This window comes from Prosthecobacter sp. (assembly GCF_044222345.1).
In the GTDB taxonomy this organism is placed as follows: domain Bacteria; phylum Verrucomicrobiota; class Verrucomicrobiia; order Verrucomicrobiales; family Verrucomicrobiaceae; genus Prosthecobacter.
Genome location: NZ_JBGANL010000036.1, coordinates 1 through 23,108, shown reverse-complemented (window position 1 = coordinate 23,108; position 23,108 = coordinate 1). Strand labels below are relative to the sequence as shown.

Below are 23,108 nucleotides of genomic sequence, written 5' to 3'. Positions count from 1 at the left end.
GTCGTGCTTATATCCCGCAGCCCCCTCAAATGACGAAGCATCGCCCGCAGCCCCGCCGCAATCTTCCCCATGAAGTCGCCTCGCAGTTGCGGCGCGACATCATTTCCGGCACTTGTAAGCCGGGTGAGGCTCTCGCGGAACCAGTGCTGGCCGAACGTTTTGGTGTCAGCCGTGCGCCTGTGCGTGAAGCGATGATTGAATTGGAACGCGCGGGCCTCGTTCAGTTTGAGACGACAGGAAGGACGCGCGTGCGGACGCTGGAGGAAAAGGATATTACCGAAATTGTCGAAGCTCGCATTGCTTTGGAAGCGATGGGCGCGCGGCTGGCGGCCATCCGTTGGACTGCGGAAGATACCCGCTGGATTGAGAACAGCATCGCGGCACAGGAGAAGGCGACGACTGGAGTGAAGTTCAGCAAATTGGACATCGCCATGCATGAATACATCATGCAACGCGGCGGCAATGAACGGCTGGTCACGCTCTGGCAATACGTCCGCTGGCAGTTCGAGATGGCTCTGACCCACATCCACAGACTCCAGAAAAAGAGGGCCCTTGATCTCCGCTGCTTCAGCGTGATGGGGCATAGGAATGTGCTGAAGCCGCTGGCCGGCCGCCAGCCGGAGACTGCCGCCAAAGTGATGGCCCAGCATATCAAAGTCTCCATTGAGTGGTACACCCCCGAAATCTCGGAACCACCTCCCGCCTCGAAAGCCACACCCTCTGGCAAACGGTCAATTTCTTCCAGGTGAACCCGCCTCGTTTTACTCCCCTGCTCTTCTCGATCGCTGCTGCCGCGACTGCCGCGTTGGCGGCTGATGACGCGCAGCGTGCGGCGACGATCTTCTTTGAGAATGAAGTGCGCCCCGTCCTGGTGAAGCGATGCTATGAATGTCATAGCAACACGAAGCAGAAGGGCGGCCTGCGGGTGGACCACATCGGCTACTTGAAAACCGGGGGCGACACTGGCCCGGCATTGGTGCCGGGCAAGCCGGAAGCGTCTGCGCTCATCGAGGCGGTGCACTATGCGAACGCAGACTTCCAGATGCCACCCAAGCAGAAGTTGCCGGACGCCGAGATCGCGATTCTGGAGCAGTGGATCAAGATGGGGGCGCCGTGGCCCGAAGATGCCTCGAAGCAGGTCGTGGTGACTGAGGGCGGATTCACGGAAGAGCAGCGAAATTACTGGTTCTTTCAGCCGGTGGTTAAGGTGCCTCCGCCGCAAGTGAGCGGCAAATGGGTGCGCAATAACATCGACCGCTTCATCGAGCAGAAGCGTGCTGCGCTGAAGCTCACACCCGCCGCAGAGGCGGACCGCCATGAACTGGTGCGCCGTGTGTATTTTGACCTTCACGGACTGCCGCCGACGCAGGAGCAGATCGACACCTTTGTGAGCGACAAGAATCCGCTGGCCTATGAAAAGCTCGTGGACGAACTGCTGGCGAGCCCGCGCTATGGCGAACGCTGGGCGCAGCACTGGCTCGACCTCGTTCGCTACGCGGAGAGCGATGGATACAACCAGGACGCTTATCGCTCGTTCGTCTGGCCGTATCGTGATTACGTCATCAAATCGTTCAACGACGACAAGCCCTACGACCAGTTCGTGCGCGAGCAGCTCGCGGGCGACGAAATCGCGCCGGATGACCCGGAGGTGATGATCGCCACCGCCTTCCTGCGTCATCCGGTGTATGAGTATAATCTGCGCGATGTGCGCGGTCAGTGGGACCTGATTCTCACCGACCTGACGGACACCGCCGGTGAGCTTTTTCTAGGACTGAGCATGGGCTGTGCGCGCTGCCACAACCACAAGTTCGATCCCATTCTACAAAAGGACTACTATCGCCTCCGCGCGTTTTTCACGCCGGTTCATTGGCGCGACGATTTGAAACTCGCCACTCCGGCAGAAAAGGAGGCCTTTGATGAGCAGGAGGCGAAGTGGGAAGCCGCCACTGCTGCGATCCGTGCCAAAATGGACGCGCTCACGAAGCCAGACATCGACCGGGCGGTTGAAACGTGGCGTGTCAGTTTCAGCGAAGACTTGCAGGCGATGACCTTCAAGCCAGCGGACCAGCGCGATGCCCTGGAGAAACAGCTCGGCGGACTTTGTGAGCGCCAGCTGGATTTCGCGCGTGCGTCATTTGACCCAACGAAAAACCTCAAGACCGACGCGGCCAAGGCGGAATACAAGTCTCTCAAGGAGGAACTCCATAAATTCCAACACCTGAAGCCCAAACCACTGCCCGAAGCATTCGTTGCCACAGATGCGGGACCCGTAGCACCTGCCAACCTGTTGAACACACGCAAAGGCGGTCAGGAGATCGCACCGGGCTTTCCTGCCATCGTGGACCCGACACCACCCAAAATCACGCCGACGAAGACCTCTACAGGGCGACGCAGAGCCCTCGCTGAGTGGATCACACGGGCGGACAACCAGCTCTCCACCCGGGTCATCGTGAACCGCGTGTGGCAGTATCACTTCGGACGCGGCATTGTCGCGTCAGCCAGTGAGTTTGGCACGCTCGGCGAGAAGCCGTCGCATGCCGGGCTGCTCGATTATCTCACGACAAAATTTGTGGCCGGAGGCTGGCATTTGAAAGCACTGCACCGCGAGATCATGCTTTCCGCCACCTATCGTCAAACCGCGCGTCGCGAGCCGGATGCGACGGCGGCAAAGGTCGATCCATCGAATGTTTATCTCTGGCGCTTCAATCCCCGCCGTCTGGATGCGGAGCAGGTCCGCGACGCCATGCTGGCGGTCAGCGGCGAACTTGACCTCACAGCCGGAGGTCCTGCCGGCGATGGCAATGGCACACGCCGCTCCGTTTACACCAGGAAGAAGCGCAACAGCCCAAACGATCTGCTGCTGGCTCTCGACATGCCGGCGGGTTTTACGAGCACCGCCGAGCGGCAGAGTACGACGACACCGACCCAGGCGTTGCAGTTGCTCAATGGCGACTGGTTGCTCGCCCGTGCCCGCAAACTGGCTGCGCAGGTGAAGGGTGTCGACGATGTCTGGCTGGCTGTTCTGGGCCGCCGCCCCACAGACAAAGAGAGGGCTGCGGCGGATGCCTTTCTCAAGAAACGTACTGACATGGCCGCCGCGGCGTTTCCCGCCACAGAAGCCGCTGAAAATAATGCCACCGCCAGGGGCTTTCACTTCAACAGCCCGCATGAGCGTTTACTCGTGCGCTCCAACGAGAAGGAGGGCGATGAATTCACCGTCGAAGCCATCGTAAAACTCGACAGCGTCGATGTGAATGCCGAGCTGCGCACCCTGGTCTCGCATTGGGACGGCGGCAAGGCCAGCCTGGAATCCTTTGGCTGGAGCATCGACGTCACCGGTCAAAAGTCGCGTTACAAGCCGCGCAACATCCTCATGCAATTGGTTGGCGAGGACGAGAACTCGAACATCGGTTATCAGGTGGTGGCGTCCGACATTCACCTCGAGGTGGGCCGCCGCCATCACCTGGCGGTGCGTGTTTCCAGCGCTCGTCATAGCGTCACTTTCACCGTGCGCGATCTCGATACTCCCGGTGCTGCGGTGCAATCCGCCACAGTGCCGCTGGAGCGCCTTTCAAATCTCAGCCGGGGTGCTTCGCCGATCATCCTCGGCGGCCTGAACAAGCGCACGCCGACGCGGCAATGGGACGGCCAGATCGAGGCGCTGCGCATCGTGGCCGGTCACGCTGATGACAGAGCGCTCAACACCGATGCCGAAAAATGGAATGCCGGTCTTTTCATCTGGCGTGCCGCTGATCCGCCGAACTCGCAATTCACCTGGAGTGGTGCCGACACCGGGGGGCCTCAGGAGAATGATCCGTTGCTCAAAGCCATGACCGGCCTCTGCCAGGTGCTGCTGACCTCGAATCAGTTCTTCTACCTTCATTAATTCCAACGCCATGTCCTGCCACCGCTACGATCTTCCCACCTCGCGCCGCGGCTTCCTGCAAACTGCCGGGGGCGGCTTCGGTGCCGTCGCGCTGGCTGCACTCATGGGCGACAAGGCCCAGGCCGCGTCGACTCGTCTGCCCCAACGCGCTGCCAAGGCCAAGAGCGTCATTTTCCTCTTCATGGAAGGTGGTCCCAGCCACCTCGACACCTTCGACTACAAGCCGTTGCTGAACAAGCTCGCCGGGCAATCCCTGCCCGCGAGTTTCAAAACTCCGCTCACGGCGGCAGGCGAGGCGAAGTCGCCCCTGCTCGAATGCAAACGCACCTGGAAGCAACACGGCCAGGGCGGCTTGTGGATCTCCGACTGGTTTCCCCAGGTCGCCGGTCATGCGGACGATCTCGCCGTGATTCGCTCCTGCGCCTCCAGCGGGATCAATCACGCGGGCGGTGTATGTTCAATGAACACTGGCTCACTCTTTGGCGGTCGTCCGTCGCTCGGCGCATGGGCGTCTTACGGGCTCGGCACGGAGAACCAGAACCTGCCCGCCTTTGTCGTCATCAAGGACAGCGAGGCATCCGTTGTGAACGGTGTGCGCAACTGGGGCACTGGCTTCATGCCAGCCGTGTATCAGGGCGTCGAATTTCACTCCGACGGCACGCCGATCAAATACCTGGACAACCCCAAAGGCGTGGATCGCCGTGAGCAGCGCGACAAGCTCGACCTCCTCGGTGCGCTCGACCGCGATTTCAACGCAAACCGTGCCAGCAATACCGAACTGGACGCCCGCATCCAGGGCTTCGAGCTCGCCTACCAGATGCAGGCTGAAGCACCCGGTGCGGTCGATTTGAGCGGAGAAACCGAACTCACAAAAAAGCTCTATGGCATGGACCATGCGGCCACCGCCACCTTTGGGCGGAACTGCCTCCTCGCCCGCCGCCTCGTCGAAAGTGGTGTGCGCTTCGTGCAGCTCTACAGCGGCGCTGGCAGCAAGTGGGACAGCCACAATGGCATCGAGGCCAAGCATTCACAGCTCTGCAACTCCGTGGACAAACCCATTGCCGGGCTGCTCACCGATCTCAAGTCTCGCGGCCTGCTGGAGGAGACTCTTGTCATCTGGGGCGGCGAATTTGGCCGCACGCCCATGAGTGAAAAAGGCGACGGCCGCGACCACAATCCCACGGGCTTCACCATGTGGATGGCCGGCGGTGGTGTGCAAGGTGGCCAGGCCTACGGCAGCACGGACGATCTGGGTCTCTATGCCGTGGAAGACCGCCTGCACGTGCACGACATCCACTCCACGATCCTGCATCTGCTGGGCATTGATCACACGCGGCTCATCTACCCTCACATGGGTCGGCCAGAGCGCATCGACCAAAACGAAGGGCACCCCTTCACTAAGCTGCTGGGAGCGTGATCACGCTGCACCCACTCACATCTCAAACCGAGCTCTCCAAGCCCCAACCATGACTTGCAGCCCCGCGCAAACCTGAACTCAAGCTCGGCTCGGACGGGTGACGTGAGCCGCCACGGCGCTCGTCACCTGTCGGAAAACCGAACGCAGTCGGACCGAATCTACAGGAATGCCGGCTCAGGAGGCAATGAATCGCCCCCCACGAAAGTGATACAAGTCTCAACTGCCCCTTCCAAGGGGGTGGGTAGATTCCAGGCTGAAAATCCCATGCAAATTCCAAGCACCCTCTTGTTTCTTGTCGCCCCTTCGCTCGCTCTTGCGGGCGAAGAACGTGAGGCTGTGAAATTTTTCGGGACCAAGATTCGCCGGACGCAAACTTTCTCCGAATCGTAAATGAATCGTCTTCGCTTTTGTCCTTTTCTCGCGCTGCTCCTCGGAGTCTCACCGCTGCTGTACGCCGTCGCTCCACCCAACCAAGACGCCCTGCCTCCAGCGAAGGCGGAGGCCACTTGGCTGTTTGACGGCAAGGACGCGCTCGGCACCTGGCCCGACACTGTTCCGGGACCTCGACCTCCGCTTCATCCCTTGTTCGTTGCGACCAATCTGGCCGCGAACTTCGCCTCCGAAAAACCGCTCATCATTCCCGGAAAAGAGGCTCCGACTTTCAAACGCGGCGAAGCCCTGACCTTTGATTTCTGGATCTCCCCCGGAGAACTGAAAGAGAAGCAACCCGTCTTTCTGCTCGCCAAGGGCGATCCCGACCGGGCCGGTCAAGCCAACGACAACCTCAACTACGCTCTGACGGTGGAGCGTTTGAGTTCCAGTTCGATGCGGGTCGGCATCTGTTTCGCGGCGGAGCCGAAGAAGGCCAGCGACATTCCCGTCCGTCACCAGTGGTGGAGTGGCGGCATCAGCCTGACCGGTCTCGACTGGCATCACATCGCCATCCCTTACACCTTCGGCGACCCCACCAGCGTGATGCTCTTTGTGAACGGGCGGATGCAGTTGTTCTCCGGCAAATGGGAGAAATCGACGGAACGCGGACCGGTGCAAAGCCCCGGCGACCTGCGGCTCGGCGGAGCCAGCGGCAAGGACAAAGCCTTCTACCGCGGACGCATCGACTCATTCATTTTGCATCGCGGGGTGCTGAAGAACGAGGCGATCCAGGAGCGCTATGCCATCGTGCCACCGCCGACACAAATCACTCGCAAGGAGTTAAAAGCCGGCGAGGTGCGGGTCGAACTTTGCACCACTGGAGTCCCGGGCCGCCGCGAATGGCCGGACACGCTTCCCACCAGCTCCGAGATTCTCACCGAGGAGGCCTTCGGTTTTTTTGAACTGCCGAAACAGTATGAAAGCGGCGGCATCCTCGGCAATCCTCCGGAAAACACCTTTCTCCGTGCCTCCGCCCTGGTCACTTTGCCAAAGGGAAAACATCGCCTGCTGTTGCGTGCGCGCGGTATTTCGCGGCTCATCGTGGACGGCAAGACCGTGCTCGATACGCCGCTGATGCCTTCCAGCCTCAATGGTCATCACCTGACCAGCGAGCAGGACACCTATCTCGATCTCGGTCCCGACTTCCGTTTCGCCCCTCCGGGAAACCGCGAGGCCTGGTGCGAGTTCGAGTCCACAGGAGAGAAACCGCATCTCGTGGTGTTGGAGACGATCATCGGAACTGTCCGTCCCGGTCTCGGCGAGACCGTGGCCGCATGGTCACGGGAAGGCGAAAAAAACTGGCAGCTCCTCTCGCCGTCGGAGCGTCACGTTCCCTACACCGATGCAGGCTGGGCCGCCTACGAACAGGAACGCCGGGCCCATCTCGAACGCATCAACACTCGGAAGCGCCTCGCCATGCGGGCCGTGCAGGCTCCCTACTGGGAGAAACGTCGCGAAGCGGTTAAAACCTGGCTCGCCGCGACACCGGAGATCAAGGTTCCGGCTTTGCACGGGAACATGCCCGCGCACAATGCCGTTGATCATTTCATCGGTGCCCGCATCGCCGAAGTGGCGCCCGCTTACCACCACGCACCCAGCCAAGGCCCGGCGTATTTCAAGGACATCAAGCCGCTGCTGGAGTCCCGCTGCTACGACTGCCACAAGGGCGGCAAGACCAAGGGCGATCTGCGCCTGGACAATTTCATCGGCGCGAGAAAGGGCGGCGAATCGGGGCTTCCCGCCGTCGTTCCCGGTCTCCCGAACCAGAGCGCGCTGATTCATCGCATCACCACCGATGACGCGGATGAAATGATGCCACCCAAGGGCGACCGGATGAGCCCGAAGGAGGTCGCGCTGCTGAAACAATGGATCGAACAAGGCGCAAACTGGCCGGAGTTTAACGTCACCACCCTCGAACTGCCGCCCCTCACCGATGACCTGACCTTCCTGCGCCGCGTCACTCTCGATACCGTTGGCGTTCCCCCCTCGGAAGCAGAGGTCCGCGCGTTTCTCGACGACGCCTCCAGCGATCGTCGCCTCAAGGTCATTGACCGTTTGCTGGCCGACTCGCGCTGGGCCGATCACTGGATGGGCTATTGGCTTGATGTCCTAGCAGAAAACCCCGCCATCATTTCCGGCAGCCTCAACAACACCGGCGCGTTCCGTTGGTGGATCTACGACGCGCTGCGTGACGACCTTCCCATGGACGCCTTCGTGACCCAGCTCATCCGCATGGAGGGCAACAAAAACGACGGTGGACCGGCGGGCTTTGCCGTGGCCGGGCAGAATGATGCCCCCATGGCGGAAAAGGGTGCCATCATCGCCTCGGCCTTTCTCGGTGTGGAAATGAAATGCGCCCGCTGCCACGATGCCCCGGCCCACGTCTCCAAGCAGGAAGAGCTTTTCCAACTGGCCGCCATGCTGACCAAAGCACCGGTCAAGGTGCCTGCCACCAGCAGCGTCTCGACCGAAAAGCTCAGTGCTGGCGGACGCACGCCGCTGATCCAGGTCACTCTGAAACCCGGCACAGCGGTGCAACCCGTCTGGCCGTTCAAGCAATTTTGCAGTGAAAAAAAATCGCAGGAGCTGGCGGAGAATCCAAAGGATTCTCGCGATCAACTGGCGGCACTCATCACCGCGCCGGAAAACGAACGATTCGCTCAAGTGATGGCGAACCGCATCTGGCAGCGAGTCATGGGCCGCGGACTCGTCGAAAATCCTGCCGACTGGGAGAAATCGGCATCCACCCATCCCAAACTGCTAAGCTGGCTGGGACGCGAATTTGTCCGTTCCGGCTACAGCCTCAAGGCGGTGTCCCGGCTTATCTTCACCTCCCACGCCTACCAGCGCGCCAGCCTGCCCGGCCTGCTCCAGACCGAGGCGCTCTACGTCGGCCCCGCACCACGCCGGATGACCGCCGAGCAGATTGTTGACTCCCTGTTCGCCACCACCGGCAAACCATTCAAGGTCGAAGAACTCACCTTCGACGTCGATGGCATCTCCGGCCAAAAATCTCTCGGCCACGCACACCGCGCCTGGATGCTGACCTCCACCGCCAACGAACGCGACCGGCCCAGCCTCTCCCTGCCCCGCGTCCAGGCCGTCACCACCGTGCTGGAGTCATTCGGCTGGCGGGGATCACGGCAGTCCCCCGTCACCGTGCGGGAAGGCGATTCAAACGTGCTGCAACCCGCTGTCGTTTCCAACGGTACCATGAGCAGCTGGATCACGCGCCTCAGCGACGACCACGGAACCACCGGCCTCGCAGTGAAAGAACAGCCGCTCGATGCGCTGATCGACTCGCTCTATCTGCGTTTACTGACCCGCAAACCAACCGTCGCCGAAATCAAATTCGCCCGTGAGCTTCTCGGCCCCGGCTACGGGGAGCGACGTGTCACGAAAGCGCCGGATCTCTCCGGTGTGAAACGCACCCGCCCAAAATTCACCGCCTGGTCCATTCATCTCGACGGCCCAGCCAACGCGCTGGCCCAAGAGCTGGAGGCCAATGCCCGCCGTGGCGATCCGCCGACCTGGAAGCTCACCGCCGAATGGCGCGAGCGGCTTGAGGATTTCCTCTGGTACACCCTGAACCAACCGGAATGGATCTACATCCGCTAAAAGGGATTTCCCACTCCTCCATCGCTCCCTCCCCATTCCATGATGAAACGTCGTGACTTTCTCACCCGCAGCTCCGCACTCGCCTCCGGGGCCGTGATCGGTGCCGGATCTCCCCTGCTCGCCACTCCCACGCCCGTCCACATCCCCAAGGGCAAGGCCGAACACTGCATCTTCATCTGGCTTGGCGGCGGCATGTGCCAGCTCGACACCTTCGATCCGAAACGGCGTGGCAACCCGCGCTCCGCACCCAAGGTCGCCGGCAGCGACTACGCCAGCATCGACACCGTGGTGCCCGGAGTAAAATTCACCGAGCACCTCTCGCGCACCGCCAAAGTCGCCGATCGGCTCACCGCAATCCGATCCGTGAACCACAGCGTCATCGACGACCACGCCTTCGCCACGAACATCGTCCACACCGGCCGCATGATCAGCGGCACGATCACCTATCCGTCGATCGGCTCCCTGATCGCGCACCAGCGCGGCGCAGCGTCGGAGGACGTACCCGCCTACATGCTCATTGGTTATCCCAACGTAAGCCGTGGCCCCGGCTATCTAGGCCCCAGCTACAACAATGTGTACCTCACCGACACCGAGAGCGGCCCCGCCGGATTTACCCAGCCCGAGGGCCTGTCCGCCGCGCAGAGTGAGCGCCGCCAGCGTCTCGTTGCCATGGCCCGGGGAGGCCCGCCACTAGATCTGGGACTCGCCCATTACGCGGAGATTCAGGCGCAGGCCCGTCGCTGGGCCGGACCGGACTTCATGCGCAACTTCAAGCTCGACGAAGAACCCGCCACGCTGCGCGAAGAATACGGAGGCGAGTTCGGCCAGCGCTGTCTTCTTGCGCGTCGTCTCACTCAATCCGGGGTGCGTTTCGTGGAGGTCTCACACAACCTCAATTTCATCAACGGCACCGGCTGGGACACCCATTTCGAGGGCCAGCTCAAGCAGCATGTGCTCATCCAGGAACTCGACATTGCCCTTGCCGCGTTGATTCGCGATTTGGAAAAGAAAGGCCTGCTCGACAAAACACTCATCGCCACCGGGACCGAGTTCGGACGGCCTGCCACATTCGACAACCGCGGCGGTCGCGGTCATCAGGGCAGCGCCTTCAGCCTCGTCCTCGCCGGCGGTGGTCTCAAGCACTGTGGGGCCTACGGCGTCAGCGATGATCACCTCGGCAAGGACGTCGTCGAAAATCCCGTTTCCGTTCCTGACTTTCACGCCACAATTTTCGCTGCGCTCGGAATCAACCCAAACAAGGAACTGCACGATTCGGGCCGTCCCATCCCCATCACCGACGGCGGCAAACCTATCGCCGCACTGTTTGGCTGATCCACTGCTGGAGAAATGCCAACCAAAATGATAAAGCCACTTGGCTCGCACTGGATTGCAAACCTTCTGCTTGCTGCGTTTCTAGCTCTCGTCAGGACGCACGCTGCCGAGGATTCCGCCATCCCTGACTTGCCCATTTCAAAATCCCTCGGCTGGGGGCCTTGCATGGATGTCGTCGTGATGGGGGATCGACTCTATGCGATCGGTAAAGGCAAGCTCTACACCGCCGACATCACCGACGCTTCGAATCCGAAGAAACTGGGAGAATTGTCAGGATTGGGAAACACCCGCCAGATGGTCGTGAATGCTGGCGTGGCTTACGTGTCCTCGCGGGAAGACGGGCTTTTCATTGTCGATGTAAACGACCCTGCCAAACCGGCACTGCTCAATCACTACGACACGGTTGAGCTGGCCACCGGTCTCGCCATCGCGGGCGACGTGCTTTTCATCGCCCAGCGCCATTATGGAGTGGAGCAGGTGGACATCTCCGATCCGAAGAACCCACGTTTCCTCAGCACGATTCGCACGGGAGAGGCGCAGTCTGTGGACTACTACGATGGTTATCTCTACGTCGGAGTTTGGGCGACTTCCGAAGTTGTCATCGTGGATATGCACGATGCCCGTTCTCCGAAGGTCGTGTCGAAGACGCCGCTTGATGGATATGGCGACGGCTTGTGTGTTCACGACGGTCATCTTTATGCGGCGACCGGGCACCATTCACGGGCACCGCACCGGAAGGAAGGAGATCCTGGTTTTGGTCGCGGCCATGGACTGGAGATTTTTGAACTGTCTGATCCTGTGAAACCAGTTTTCGTCAGTCGCGTCAAATTTCCGAAACTCTATCACATAGGGAACGACATGTGGGACGTGTCGGTAGTGAACGGCCACGCATTCGTTGCCGACACTCACAATGGAATGTTTATCGTCGATGTTCGAAATGAGAAGCAACCTAAAATGATCAGCCGGACCGTGCTGCCGCTGCGAAAAGATTCTTCAGGAGGAGCGTCTCCCGGCTTTGTCGGTGGGCTGGCTGTGGGCAAAGGAGTGGTCTATGCCGCCGGAGGCGCGACAGACCTCCACCTCATTGACGCTCCGGATACCGCCAATCCCATTGTCAGGGAAACCGGCGCGATTCCCATCATCGGACCCAAAGTCGAATGGAAGCATGAGCGGGTCATCGCCAGCTACCAGCCGGCAGGCCAGGTTTCCGGAGTCGCTTATTCGGAAGAGCTGTCCCTCGCCATCACCGCTTGTGGCAGTGCCGGCATCCATGTCGTAAGAGTGGGCAAAGATTCCATCGAGCCTGTCTCAGTCGTCCCCACCCAAGACTTTACCACCGGCGTCAGCTTGTTTGGCAGCACATTGTTCGCTGCAGAAGGGACGGGAGGGCTTTCCATCTGGGATCTTTCTGCCGAAGGCAGGCTCACCCGCAAAGGCGTTTACAAAGCGGGTGGTCAGAGGGTGCGATACGTCGCCGTGCCTGCGCCTGGCAAATACGCACTGCTGGAAGTCGGCTCCGCGCAGCTCCAGATCGTCAACGTCGCAGATCCGAGTGAACCCCGCCTCGCGCTGAAGGATGTGCAGCTCGGTCTTCACTACGGTTACCAACTCCTCGATCAGCTCGTCGCGGGGAGATACGCTGGAGTCTACTGGCATGTAACCGGCCTGCATTGGTATGATCTTTCCACTGATCCACCGAGTTATCAGGGCAATCATCCGACCGGACGCTTCGGCATGACCGAAGGGCTGGTTCCATTCGGTGATGGCTTGCTGGCAACACGGGCCGGTGGCTACGTCCGCTTTGGTTTTGAGGAAAGCCGGGAGTTCACAGAATTATCCGTTCAGCAGGTTCCAAAAATCAGACTCGTGGGCAAGCCGGCCCTGTTTAAAAAACACCTCTATGTGGCCGACCGGGTTTACGGCACGATCTCCCTCATCGATCTCACCGACCCTGATCAACCGAAGCTGCTCGATTCAATCGAAACACCCGGCAACCCCGGCAGAGTCGTCGCAACTCAGCACGGCTATTTGGTGCCCGATGGCCGCAGCGGACTGTTGTTATGCCACCTTCCGGGCAAGCGCTAAAGCCGTCATCGCGCCCACTCCCTCCGTCGCGAAGGTGCCAGCGACAACCCGCTCGCGCCTGACCGCGAAACAGCGCCAGCAACGATACAGAGTTCTCAGTCCAGTAACCCTAGCCGCCCACTTCCACCGCATCTGGCGACTTGGTTTCAGTCATAACGACAGGCAGCGGCTGGGGCCGTACCAATAACCACCTCACGCTTTTTCGCCAAGTTCCTGACGTACTCATTCCCTTGATGATGTCCATCTTTCACGGACTCAATACAACCAATAGTGTGGAACCATCTCATAGAAACACCGCCCTCGCAGCAGCGTTTACTCAGACAATAGATTCAAACGAAGAGCTGTTAAACACCAGCATGACGGCTTGGCCCTTTTCTCGCCAACCCAAATCCCTGTTGCTTGAGGTTGATGTCCAACTGGCAGGCGATTTCGCGCTGGCGCTGCAATCTGTTGGCAAACCTCAAGCGTAATTCGCAGATGTCCCCTCTTCTAGTCTTCAGCTCACATCTTCAAGAAAGGTTCACAATCCTGGGATTCCCTCTCGGGAGCATGCTTTTGCGCCATCAACGAGAAAGCACGCACCGAAAAACATTCCACAACCCAATAAACAACTCAGCCTCCATTCCTTGAACAGCTCCATGCCAATTCACGAACCTAGTTTTGATGTGCTGATAATCGGAGCGGGGGTCTCAGGTCTCATCGCGGCGCGTGAGATTCAGGGCTCTGGTCGCAGCGTGCTTTTGCTGGACAAGGGGCGCGGTCTCGGCGGCAGGCTGGCCAGTCGTCGTGTCGGTGCGGCTACCTTTGACTATGGAGCGCAGTTCATCACCACCCGGGATGCCCGTTTTGAAGCGATCCTCAACCAGGGCGCGGAGGCTGGCATGATGACGGAATGGTGTCAGGGCTTTGCCCCCACATCGGATGGTCACACGCGCTGGCGTGGCCAGCCAGCCATGACGGCCGTCGCCAAGTATCTGGCGCAGGGCTTGGAAATACGAACAGAAAAGCAAATCGTGGCCATCAGGCGTGCCGGTGATCGCTACTCGGTCGAGACCAGCACAGGAGATCTTCACTTTGCGTCGGCAGTGCTGCTCACACCTCCGGTGCCGCAATCACTAGCGCTGCTGGCAGCGGGGGAAATCACACTGGATCCTGCGATGCAGAGACGGCTCGACGGCATTCAATACGAACGCTGCCTGGCTGTCATGGCCGTGCTGAAAGGCCCGTCCTTGATTCCTCCTCCGGGTGGACTCGCGCCGACCAGCGGCCCGGCCGCATGGATCGCCGACAATCAGCGCAAAGGCATCTCCATGGAACCTGCGGTCACCATTCATGCCACTCATGAATTCAGCCTCGCGCACTGGGATGAAGATCGCATGGAGAGCGGGCGGCGGCTGCTTGATGCCTCCCTGCCGTGGCTGGGGGCCGAAGTGCTGCGCTATCAGGTCCACGGTTGGCGCTACAGCAAACCCGTTCAAGTCGATGAACATCCATGCGCCCTTCTGCAGGCATCTCCGCCCCTCGTGATGGCAGGCGACGCCTTTGCGGGGCCGCGAGTCGAAGGCGCTGCGCTCTCAGGAATGGCCGCAGCCGAGACGCTGCTCGCCCACATCCATCGTTGAGGAGTTCAGGTCTCCTTGGGACACTCTCTTGCCGCGCCAGCAATCATCGTAGCATGCGGGGAGAGCACCCAGCTCACCCGCCGTTTGGATAAGTTGCGCGAAACTTCATCCACAGCGCTTACGCCATCCGTAAAGACCAGGGCGATTTCTGCACACCCACTTTGCCGCATGAAACAAACACCTCTGTTGCTCATCTTGATGATGGGTTTCCTCAGCTCCTGCGCTTCTACACAGATCTGTACCAGATCCATCACCACCTCCGAGCCTGAAGCACAGGCCCTCGTCGAGGCCTCACAAAAAGCTCATGGAGGCATCGCCTTTGATCGCATCAGCGATCTAAGCGTACGCTATGAGGGCAAGTGGGCATCCATCGGGCCACGCTTTCAGCCTGTGCTGGTGGACTCAAAGTTCCGTGGCGCCTCAGAGGAGAGGATGATCTTCTCCCCCAGCATCATCGCACAATCTCACACCGGACCAGGAGGCGTGAAGAAAGTGCTGCGCTCGCCTGGTCAAATCGCCATCACCTACAATGGCAGGACCAGTGATGACGATGAAACTGAGCAGGCCGCGGCTCTGGTTGCGGATGCCTACAGGCTCTTTCTGCTTGGCCCATTCTATTTCCGGCAAAGCGGCACGGTCTTCGCCCTGAATGGTGAGTCCTTTGTGGATCAGGCTCTGTGTGATGAGGTGCTGGCCGTTCTACGCCCGGGTTTGGGCATGGCAGAAGAGGACCGGGTGGTCCTCCACATCGACCGTAGCAGCAAGCTGCTGCGCAGAGTGCGCCTCACACTCAACGGCCTCGACAGCACCCGTGGAGCCGAGGTGGACGTGACCTTCCGTGATTTCAAGAAAATAGACGGCGTGCTTTGGCCGACAGACTTTGATGAGCGAATCCGCAGCCCGTTCAAGCTCCATGCTCATCATTGGAATCTGCGTGGTCTGGACAGCAATCGTGGCCTGAGCACTCGTGATCTAAAACTCGTCCAATGGACTCGCAAGGCCGCCAGGCCGAGCGCACCCATTACGCCTTGAGCTTCATGGAGAAGACCGCGGACTCTCTCACAGGCCTCGCCATGGGCGCCTTCATCGGCGATGCCATCGCCATGCCTGTGCATTGGTATTACGATCGTTCAGCTCTGCGCCAGGACTACGGCATCGTCCGTGACTACATGGCGCCGAAGTCTCCTCATCCCGGCAGCATTCTCTGGCGTTCTGAATACACCGCGATCAACGAGCGCGGGGACATTTTGCATGATCAAGCACGCTACTGGGGGCAGCGCGGCATCCATTATCACCAGTTTCTAAGAGCCGGTGAGAACACGCTGAACCTTCAGCTCGCCAAGGTCTTGATGGACTCCCTGATCACCTGCGGCCGCTACAGTGCAGATGACTATCTCAGTCGCTACATCCACTTCATGCGCACGCCAGGGAATCATCGGGACACCTACATCGAGGAGTGTCATCGCAAGTTCTTCACCGCCTACGCGCGTGGCACCGCTCCGGCAAAGTGCGCCGGGACAGACATCCACATTGGCGGCCTGGCCCACGTGGGTGTGTTATGCGCCTATTTCCGGGGAGACCTGGATGCCACACGGGAGGCCGTGCGTGAGCACGTCAGGCTCACCCACCGGTCTCCCGAGGTGCTCACCGCAGCAGACGCCATGGCGAGGATGGCTTGTGACCTGCTCAAGGGCTCTTCCCTGCGTGAAACCATCCTCGCCCACGGCAGCAACTGGTTCTCCCAACGGAAAGCCATGGAATGGTCTAAAGATCCCGACGAGGTCGTGATCGGCAGGCACGTCAGCCCAGCCTGCTACATTGCCGAAGCCTTTCCCGCATCCTTATATCTGGCATGGAAATATGCGGATAACTTTGAAAACGGCGTCACCGCCAATGCGAATGTCGGTGGTGACAACTGCCATCGTGGAGCCGTGATCGGCGCTTTGATCGGCGGGGCTGTTGGCGCTTCCCATCTACCTCAAAGATATGTCGATGGCATCGACGATGCCACACGCCTCTGCTCTCAAATCAAAACCATCGTCAATCGTCCATGAAACCCAAGATCAGCAGCGAACAAGCCTCTCTCGTCGTGCGCCTTGCCTGGGAAGACCGCACGAGCTTTGAAGAGATCCGAGAGCGTACAGGCTTGGTTGAAAGTCAGGTCATCGACCTCATGCGTCGTGAACTCAAACCCGCCAGTTTCCGCTGCTGGCGGAGACGCGTCAGCGGTAGAGTCACCAAGCACCGCAAACTGCTTGAGTTAAGGCTTATAAAACGCGGATCAAAAGTGCAGCGGATCGCGGATCAAAAGTGAGTCACCTCTGGGAGATTGAACAGGTATTGGGCATGTTCGTCAAGGCCGCGCTGATCTTCGTGCCTGTCTCGATCCTGAGAGGCGGGTGGAGCGTAGCTAAAGCCGACGAGCAGGATCAACCGCCGCCCCATCCCGATTACTGTCACCTGCGTTTGAGTCGTGCTTTGGCATCCTTGAGCCGGTAACTCTCGCCATTGGCCTCCAAGATGTGCACCCGGTGCGTGAGCCGGTCGAGCATCGCTCCGGTGAGCCGTTCACTGCCCAGCACCTCCGTCCAGTTTTCAAACGGCAGGTTTGTGGTGATGATCACACAGGTGCGCTCATACGCACGGCTGATGACATCGAAGAGCAGTTCCGCACCGGCATTGGAGAACGGCACGTAGCCAAGCTCATCAAGGACCAGCAATTCGATGCGTTCGATCTGCTCGTGGACCACCTTGAGCGAGAGCGGCTGCTGTACCCATCGCGCCTTGTTCCAGGCCTTCAACACGGCGTGAACCGCATTGCCGAGATGGAGCGAGGCTATTTTGGGCTTATTGAGCTTGAGCACGTAGCGGAAGTAGAACTTCAGCCGGCATTGCAGGAACAGCGACAGCCGGGAAGCTGACACCGTTGCCTGCAACGCGGTGATGACGTCCTGCTCGCTGCGCTCTGGTGGTGAGGCAGCGGGCGTGTTCATGCGGCCAGGGCGTTGGTGGGTTGGGGCTGCCAGCGGGTTTGCCGTGTTGCGGGCTTGCCTGTCATGACGAGCAGGTCCTCAATCAACTGCGAAGCCTGCATCTTGTTGAGCTGCTTGACGCCGATGCCGAAGAGCTGCTGGGACAGATCCTCCGCCACCTGCTTGGTGATGCCGGGGTTTTCGTTGACGATAAGCAGGATGAACCCGCGCTGGCCATCGGTGCAGTTCCAGCGGTCTGCGCTGGCATGTGCTGGGGGGCGACCGTTGCCGTTGACCGAATGGGTACGTCCCTTGGGCTGAGAAGCAGGTCGGCTGTTGCCGCCATTGGTTTTAGCCGTCAGAATGTAGCCCGGCTGCTGGATGTCCAGATCGACCGACTGCTGCAGGAGCTAGTAAAGCTTCTGCACTTCGGCTTCGACCTGGGTGATGTCGTTGAGTTCGACTTCAACCGAGGCGCTGAAGCTGTGGTTGCTGTACTGGGGCAGCCCGAGTTTTTTGCTGTAGTTGGCGCTGAGTTTGATGGCCATGGTGTGTGTCTCCTGATGTGGGGTGGGTGGGTGAAGAAGCCGCCACAGGCCCGACAACAAAACACCCGGCCCCTCTTGCGAGAGAGCCGGGTGAACGGAGTGGGATGGTGTGGCGACGCGGTGCGGCTAGCGGATGTTGCCAGCCTCTTGGGTGCGGCCCTGCGCCGGGACGCTCATCTGCGTGGCTGCGATGCTCCAGCCCTGCGTGTGTTGCAGAGACGAGGTGAGCAGATCGTTGACCAGCCGCGTCATGGGACGGCGTAGCCGCCGGCCTTCATGATACAACGCGCAGACGATGACCCGGTCGATGCAGGGCGAATAATGGGTTCGCCGTGGCATGGTGGGTGGGTGAAAGAGGCCGGGATAAAGCTCGGTCTCTCAAATTCTTATAACGCGAAAGAGGAGGGAATTGCAGCTCTCACAACAGGATGATCCCCCAATGTGACTGCATGACAGTGGATTTTTCTGTTGTTCCAATGATCGATAAAGTGACGCCCCCAACTAGGACCGAAAAAGTGAGCACATTTTGAGCACACTCAAAAAAGAAGCCCCGCCTTTGGGGCGGGGCTTTGGTCTTTAACTCACTCAGAATGAAGGTGGTGGGCAGGGCTGGATTCGAACCAGCGTAGGCGTAATCCAGCAGATTTACAGTCTCAGCTTAGCATGTTTCGCCAAGTTTCCTCATGATAACACTTGTTCGGCCAAATCCCTTGTAATTCAAGGCATTCAGCTCCACTTGGTGCAAACATGAGCGAGCTTACGGAATCAGGGATGAACTCAAAAAGTGTCCGAAAAATGTCCGAATCAAACCGCTTTGTTTTGCAAGATCCAGGTTCACGGCAGACGCGAGTCGTTCCCGCTTCTCACGACGAACAAAAGCGCCGCTGCGAGCAAGGCTGCAAAAATCTACGCGGATATTTCTGTGCTCGGCTGGGAGGCAGCGATCGCAAAACACAAACCCCAAGCAAAAAAAGCGCTCAAGCCAGCCACCGTTGGCGCCCTTATTGAAGCCGCAAGTCGCCTTTCATCTGCACGGCGCGAAAGCCTGGATGCCTATGCAAAGGCTCTGCGTCGCATCACGTCCGCTGTCATGGGGATGGACAGCGGTGGTAAATATGATTTCAAGAATGGCAGCCGGGTCTGGCGGGAGAAAGTTGACGCCGTCACCCTTGATGATCTCACTCCAGCTCGTGTTCTTGCCTGGAAGAATGAAGTATTAAAAATGGCTAATAGGCCGGAGGATCGCAATCACGCCGCAGTGACGGTCAACAGCCTCATTCGCAATTCCAAGGCACTACTGTCCAAAAAAATTCTCCCCTTCATCAGCCAGGAAATTCCCCTGCCCTCCCAACTCTGGTTTCAGGGAATCACTAGCGAGACGGAATCCAGCTTGCGTTACAAAAGCAAACTAGACGCTGCAGCCCTCATTGCTTCAGCCCGGGATGAACTAGCCGAATCACAACCCGAGGCTTTCAAGATGCTTCTGCTTACTCTCATTTGCGGCCTGCGGCGAAGCGAAGCTGACGCACTGCAATGGAGTCAGGTTGATTTTGAAATGGGCACGCTCTCCGTGGAGGATAACGAGTTCCGGCGTCTCAAATCGAAGGACTCTGCAGGCGTCATTGGGCTGGATGCAGAACTTGTCGCCATGCTACGAGGTTACCATGCCCGTTCCGCTGGGAAATTCGTTCTTGAGACCCCTAAGCTGAATCGGATTGCCTTCACCAAACGCAAAAGCAGGGGCTACCGCTGCGGATCAACTCACCGGGTGCTGCTTGACTGGCTTCGGGCAAACGGCGTGCGCGGACTACGTCCCATTCACACGCTCCGCAAAGAAATCGGCAGCATTATTGCCAGTCGTGACGGCATTTTTAAAGCCAGTCGCTACCTGAGACATTCCGATATTCGGATCACAAGTCGACTTTACGCTGACACGAAGACACCGGTTTCTGCCGGCCTTGGTGCACTTCTTAGTGCCCACTCGGACAACGTCGTTGAGGCTGAATTCAAAGAAGGCATTCTCCCAGTGAAACAGCAACCAGAGAGCACCGAAACGCGGGGTGTTCATCACCAAGAGACGACAAAATGAGATGGAGGAACAAGCAACATCAGCGAGCTGTGCAGCCAATACTTGACGAGCATTTTCACCGTCTCAAATGAGCAAAAAATCTTCCCTCAAACAATGCGCAGTCCCTCAGCCGGCTATTCCCTTGAGCGGCGAACAAGAGCTCGACGAACAGTGGAGAGACAAATATGTGCTTAAAGACCTCTTCCGATTGCGAACAGTCGACGGTTCGCCGACTGCGTTCCCGCAGACTGAAATATATCTTCGCTTCCGAAAATTGCTAAACCCGACACCGCCGGGAGTCTGGTCAATGGCAGTCTGTTTAAAACGGATCAGCGAATTATGGGTTGAGCGAGACAAAGCGCATTCAGTCACTTCATGGCATCGGTCGAGCAGTGTTCGAAATGAAGCCTTCCGCTTAGCCGATCGCCTCATAGGCGCTATTGGAGAGAGGTTACATGCGGCTTCACAAGCAAACGGAGCAGAACGCAGGAAGAAAATTAATACTCTGAGCACCATTTTGAAAAGCGCTGTCGAGTGCGCAACGACAGCAGAGAACGCAAAGAGCCATGGAAGCCGCAATCTCCTAAAAGTGCCTGCGAATACGTTTCCATTTGAGTTGGTGTGGTCATCACAACTAAGACCGCGCAAGTTGGATGGCTTGTTTGTTGAAAAGTACTACGGCGTTAAAAATCACGCTGACTTGGATTCGTTGATGCACGAACACGAAATTGACAGGACGCTTATTGAAGCGCCGACCGCATGCGTCGTCATCGAGTACGTTCGCAGGCTAATCGAAAAGAATGCACGTTTGCCGACGAAACTCGAAACCCGCCTCGCACTTGAACAGGACTTTCCCGAGCTCAAAAGGGTAAGCACAAGCACGTTTCGCGACATCTTCAGAGAAGCCGGACTGACAGGCCTTCTCACAGCGAAGCCGTTCACCCATCCACGTAACAGATGAGAGGTGCGGCAAAATCAATCTGATTCACCGCACCACTTCCAACGTCCTGAAGCAAACACCTCGCGACAAGGGGCAACTTGGGAATATTTATATCGTCGTTATGAAACAAAACGACACACCTTCACCCCCGTATTTAACAACACGCGACTTAAGTGCGCGCTGGCAAGTCACTCCAATGACGATTCGTCGCATGCGAAAGGCGGGAAGACTCAAGGCTGCCTTCATCGGCCGGGGGGTTCGATTCGCAATGACCGAAGTCGAACGGTTTGAACGCGAAGCGGAGGCATAACGAAGCCGCGCGCCTTTTGGGAGGCAACGCGGCTCGGTGAAGCTTGACGCGTAAATATCTCACAAAGGCTCAGCGGCGCAAAATCTTATTTGCGCATATGAATCCACAATCTTTTCCAGAGGACTCGAATCCCTCTAAAATCCCGCCACCTCCGTTTAATGCGGTCCAAGCCCCGGGTGCACCTCAATTTCCGCCAGCTCCCGTTGATGCGATCCAAGCCCCGGGTGCCCTTCCAAGTCTTCCTGATTCAAGTCTCGCGAATAATGCAGATTTCGCGGATTATATAAATAGTGAAGCTCGTGAAGACGAATTCCCCATCGATTGGCTCCCCAATGCGATGCGAGAGATTGCGTTAGGAGTTTCCTGTTCAACCCTCGCACCACTCTCGATCTCCGCCGCATGCACACTGGGGACACTCTCAGCTGCTTTAGGTGCCGGGATCGAAATCAACACAGGCAGCGGATTCCTTCGTGGAAACATTTTTATCGCCCCGGTTGCCGCAAGCGGAACTGGCAAAGGCCGGGCGTTTGATGCTATTGCAAAACCGTTCTTCGAATTTTCAAGAAGGAAGGTGGAAGAATGGACCAACCAGGTTCTGCCCAGTCTGGATACAAAAATTTCATTATCGAAGAGGAAAATCGAACGACTCGAAAAATTGCACGATAAAGCTGCCAACCCAGTGGATGGCGATAAAATATTTAGCGACCTGACTATGGCTCGAAAAGATTTGAAGGAAGCGGAGTCAATGCGGTTTGAACCCGTCTATCATGTCGCAGATGTCACCAAGGAAAAGTTAGCAGACGCCCTGAGCCATTCCAAAAATGAATCCCTGGCTTCAATGAGTGGTGAAGCGCGTGGGTGTGTTGATGTGTTAGCTGGCCGATACAATAAAAAGACCGACGAAGCCATCTATCTGGCAGGGTTTTCAGGTGACAGCGTCAAGACTGATCGGGTCAGTCGCCTTGGGGTGAATATCGTTCGACCCTGCCTCACAGTCATGTGGTTGTTCCAACCAGATAAACTTCGGGAACTGCTGAGTAATTCATCCTTTTCAGAAAGTGGATTTATAGCTCGCTTTTTGTTGTTCATCTCAAATGCCGAGCCTCTCTTCGAGCCCGAAACACTTTGTTCAATAAACCCGGGGACGCTCGATAGATGGTCACAATTGGTCTGTCAGGTTGCGGAAAGTTTTCACGAAACCTCAACACCATTTCGTATTGAGCCCTCACCAGAAGTGCGGCGACGGTTTCGCGAATATCACAACAGTATAATCAAAGAACGAAGGTCAGACGGCTCTCTTTTTGATGTCAGCTCTTTTGCAGCACGTTGGAATGAGAATGCATGGCGGCTGGCACTGATTATTCATGTAGGCCAATTTGGAGCAAAGGCCCACCAGTTTCCCTTGACCATTCTGAACGCAGAACGTGGGATCTATCTGATGAAGTGGTTTGCAACTCAACAATTAAAAATCATTTCTGCAGAACGGCATAAGAAAATGGAAACCCGCGCAAGCAAACTTCATGACCTTCTCATGCATGCAGAAGACGACTACCTTACATTCCGATCCCTCCGGGACAATAATTGTTTCTCAGATGGAGAAATCAAAGCAATTGTCGATCGTTTTCCGCAACATTTTATTATTCTAAACCTCAAATCCTCGGGACCTGGGAGACCATCATTGGTTGTGAAGTTACTTAAATTTCACGTGTGGCAGCAGAGAGATCCAACTTGACCTGGGTAGATCGGTCAACCGGAGGATTGGGAAGGCACGTTATCCGCGTTATCCGCGTTATCCGCGTTATCCGCGTTATCCGCGTTATCCGCGTTATCCGCGTTATCCGCGTTATCCGCGTAGCGTTGCCCTCCGGGTGGTTATAT

Annotated in this window: 19 protein-coding genes; 15 read left to right on the top strand and 4 right to left on the bottom strand. The window is 58.1% G+C overall.

What is annotated here, in order from left to right:
- Positions 1 to 29: 29 nt before the first annotated feature.
- The 11 genes from ACILSL_RS18235 to ACILSL_RS18185 all read left to right on the top strand — a co-directional run bounded on the left by ACILSL_RS18235 (position 30) and on the right by ACILSL_RS18185 (position 16,706).
- Complete coding sequence (locus ACILSL_RS18235) at positions 30 to 749, top strand: GntR family transcriptional regulator (protein WP_395733489.1); 720 nt, start codon at positions 30 to 32, stop codon at positions 747 to 749.
- Positions 668 to 3,886: a DUF1549 domain-containing protein gene (locus ACILSL_RS18230; RefSeq protein WP_395733488.1), complete on the top strand. Its 3,219-nt coding sequence runs from the start codon at positions 668 to 670 to the stop codon at positions 3,884 to 3,886. The genes ACILSL_RS18235 and ACILSL_RS18230 overlap by 82 nt, the downstream gene beginning before the upstream one ends.
- A 10-nt stretch (positions 3,887 to 3,896) precedes the next feature.
- Positions 3,897 to 5,303: a DUF1501 domain-containing protein gene (locus ACILSL_RS18225; RefSeq protein ID WP_395733487.1), complete on the top strand. Its 1,407-nt coding sequence runs from the start codon at positions 3,897 to 3,899 to the stop codon at positions 5,301 to 5,303.
- A gap of 390 nt (positions 5,304 to 5,693) precedes the next feature.
- Positions 5,694 to 9,353 (top strand): DUF1553 domain-containing protein, encoded by a 3,660-nt coding sequence (locus ACILSL_RS18220; RefSeq protein WP_395733486.1) that lies wholly within the window; start codon positions 5,694 to 5,696, stop codon positions 9,351 to 9,353.
- A gap of 42 nt (positions 9,354 to 9,395) precedes the next feature.
- Positions 9,396 to 10,685 carry a DUF1501 domain-containing protein gene (locus tag ACILSL_RS18215; protein ID WP_395733526.1) on the top strand — a complete coding sequence of 430 codons (1,290 nt, stop codon included), beginning with the start codon at positions 9,396 to 9,398 and terminating at the stop codon, positions 10,683 to 10,685.
- Positions 10,686 to 10,700: 15 nt separating this feature from the next.
- Entirely contained in the window at positions 10,701 to 12,770 is a 2,070-nt protein-coding gene (locus ACILSL_RS18210) for a hypothetical protein (RefSeq protein WP_395733485.1), read from the top strand.
- A gap of 233 nt (positions 12,771 to 13,003) precedes the next feature.
- On the top strand, positions 13,004 to 13,240 hold the full coding sequence (locus ACILSL_RS18205) for a hypothetical protein (RefSeq protein ID WP_395733484.1): 237 nt from the start codon (positions 13,004 to 13,006) through the stop codon (positions 13,238 to 13,240).
- Positions 13,241 to 13,408: 168 nt separating this feature from the next.
- Positions 13,409 to 14,392, top strand: coding sequence for an NAD(P)/FAD-dependent oxidoreductase (locus ACILSL_RS18200; protein WP_395733483.1), 984 nt, complete (start codon positions 13,409 to 13,411; stop codon positions 14,390 to 14,392).
- 168 nt (positions 14,393 to 14,560) lie between these two features.
- Entirely contained in the window at positions 14,561 to 15,424 is an 864-nt protein-coding gene (locus tag ACILSL_RS18195; RefSeq protein ID WP_395733482.1) for a hypothetical protein, read from the top strand.
- Complete coding sequence (locus ACILSL_RS18190; RefSeq protein ID WP_395733481.1) at positions 15,379 to 16,446, top strand: ADP-ribosylglycohydrolase family protein; 1,068 nt, start codon at positions 15,379 to 15,381, stop codon at positions 16,444 to 16,446. Before ACILSL_RS18195 ends, ACILSL_RS18190 begins: the two co-directional genes overlap by 46 nt.
- Positions 16,443 to 16,706 carry a TIGR03643 family protein gene (locus ACILSL_RS18185; protein WP_395733480.1) on the top strand — a complete coding sequence of 88 codons (264 nt, stop codon included), beginning with the start codon at positions 16,443 to 16,445 and terminating at the stop codon, positions 16,704 to 16,706. The genes ACILSL_RS18190 and ACILSL_RS18185 overlap by 4 nt, the downstream gene beginning before the upstream one ends.
- A 142-nt stretch (positions 16,707 to 16,848) precedes the next feature.
- Here ACILSL_RS18185 and ACILSL_RS18180 read toward each other — a convergent pair whose 3' ends face one another.
- The 4 genes from ACILSL_RS18180 to ACILSL_RS18165 form a co-directional block, all read right to left on the bottom strand.
- Complete coding sequence (locus ACILSL_RS18180; RefSeq protein ID WP_395733479.1) at positions 16,849 to 17,385, bottom strand: ATP-binding protein; 537 nt, start codon at positions 17,383 to 17,385, stop codon at positions 16,849 to 16,851.
- Positions 17,382 to 17,543, bottom strand: coding sequence for a hypothetical protein (locus ACILSL_RS18175; protein ID WP_395733478.1), 162 nt, complete (start codon positions 17,541 to 17,543; stop codon positions 17,382 to 17,384). Before ACILSL_RS18175 ends, ACILSL_RS18180 begins: the two co-directional genes overlap by 4 nt.
- A 231-nt stretch (positions 17,544 to 17,774) precedes the next feature.
- Entirely contained in the window at positions 17,775 to 17,912 is a 138-nt protein-coding gene (locus ACILSL_RS18170) for a hypothetical protein (protein WP_395733477.1), read from the bottom strand.
- Between the two features lie 126 nt (positions 17,913 to 18,038).
- Positions 18,039 to 18,251, bottom strand: coding sequence for a hypothetical protein (locus ACILSL_RS18165; RefSeq protein WP_395733476.1), 213 nt, complete (start codon positions 18,249 to 18,251; stop codon positions 18,039 to 18,041).
- Positions 18,252 to 18,696: 445 nt separating this feature from the next.
- Between ACILSL_RS18165 and ACILSL_RS18160 the strand changes: the two genes are divergently transcribed.
- The 4 genes from ACILSL_RS18160 (at position 18,697) to ACILSL_RS18145 (ending at position 22,962) form a co-directional block, all read left to right on the top strand.
- Positions 18,697 to 20,001: a tyrosine-type recombinase/integrase gene (locus ACILSL_RS18160; RefSeq protein ID WP_395733475.1), complete on the top strand. Its 1,305-nt coding sequence runs from the start codon at positions 18,697 to 18,699 to the stop codon at positions 19,999 to 20,001.
- Positions 20,002 to 20,068: 67 nt separating this feature from the next.
- A complete protein-coding gene (locus ACILSL_RS18155; RefSeq protein ID WP_395733474.1) occupies positions 20,069 to 20,941 on the top strand; it encodes a hypothetical protein in 873 nt (290 codons plus the stop codon).
- Positions 20,942 to 21,041: 100 nt separating this feature from the next.
- Positions 21,042 to 21,230: a helix-turn-helix domain-containing protein gene (locus ACILSL_RS18150; RefSeq protein WP_395733473.1), complete on the top strand. Its 189-nt coding sequence runs from the start codon at positions 21,042 to 21,044 to the stop codon at positions 21,228 to 21,230.
- A gap of 97 nt (positions 21,231 to 21,327) precedes the next feature.
- Positions 21,328 to 22,962 carry a DUF3987 domain-containing protein gene (locus ACILSL_RS18145; RefSeq protein ID WP_395733472.1) on the top strand — a complete coding sequence of 545 codons (1,635 nt, stop codon included), beginning with the start codon at positions 21,328 to 21,330 and terminating at the stop codon, positions 22,960 to 22,962.
- Positions 22,963 to 23,108: the final 146 nt, after the last annotated feature.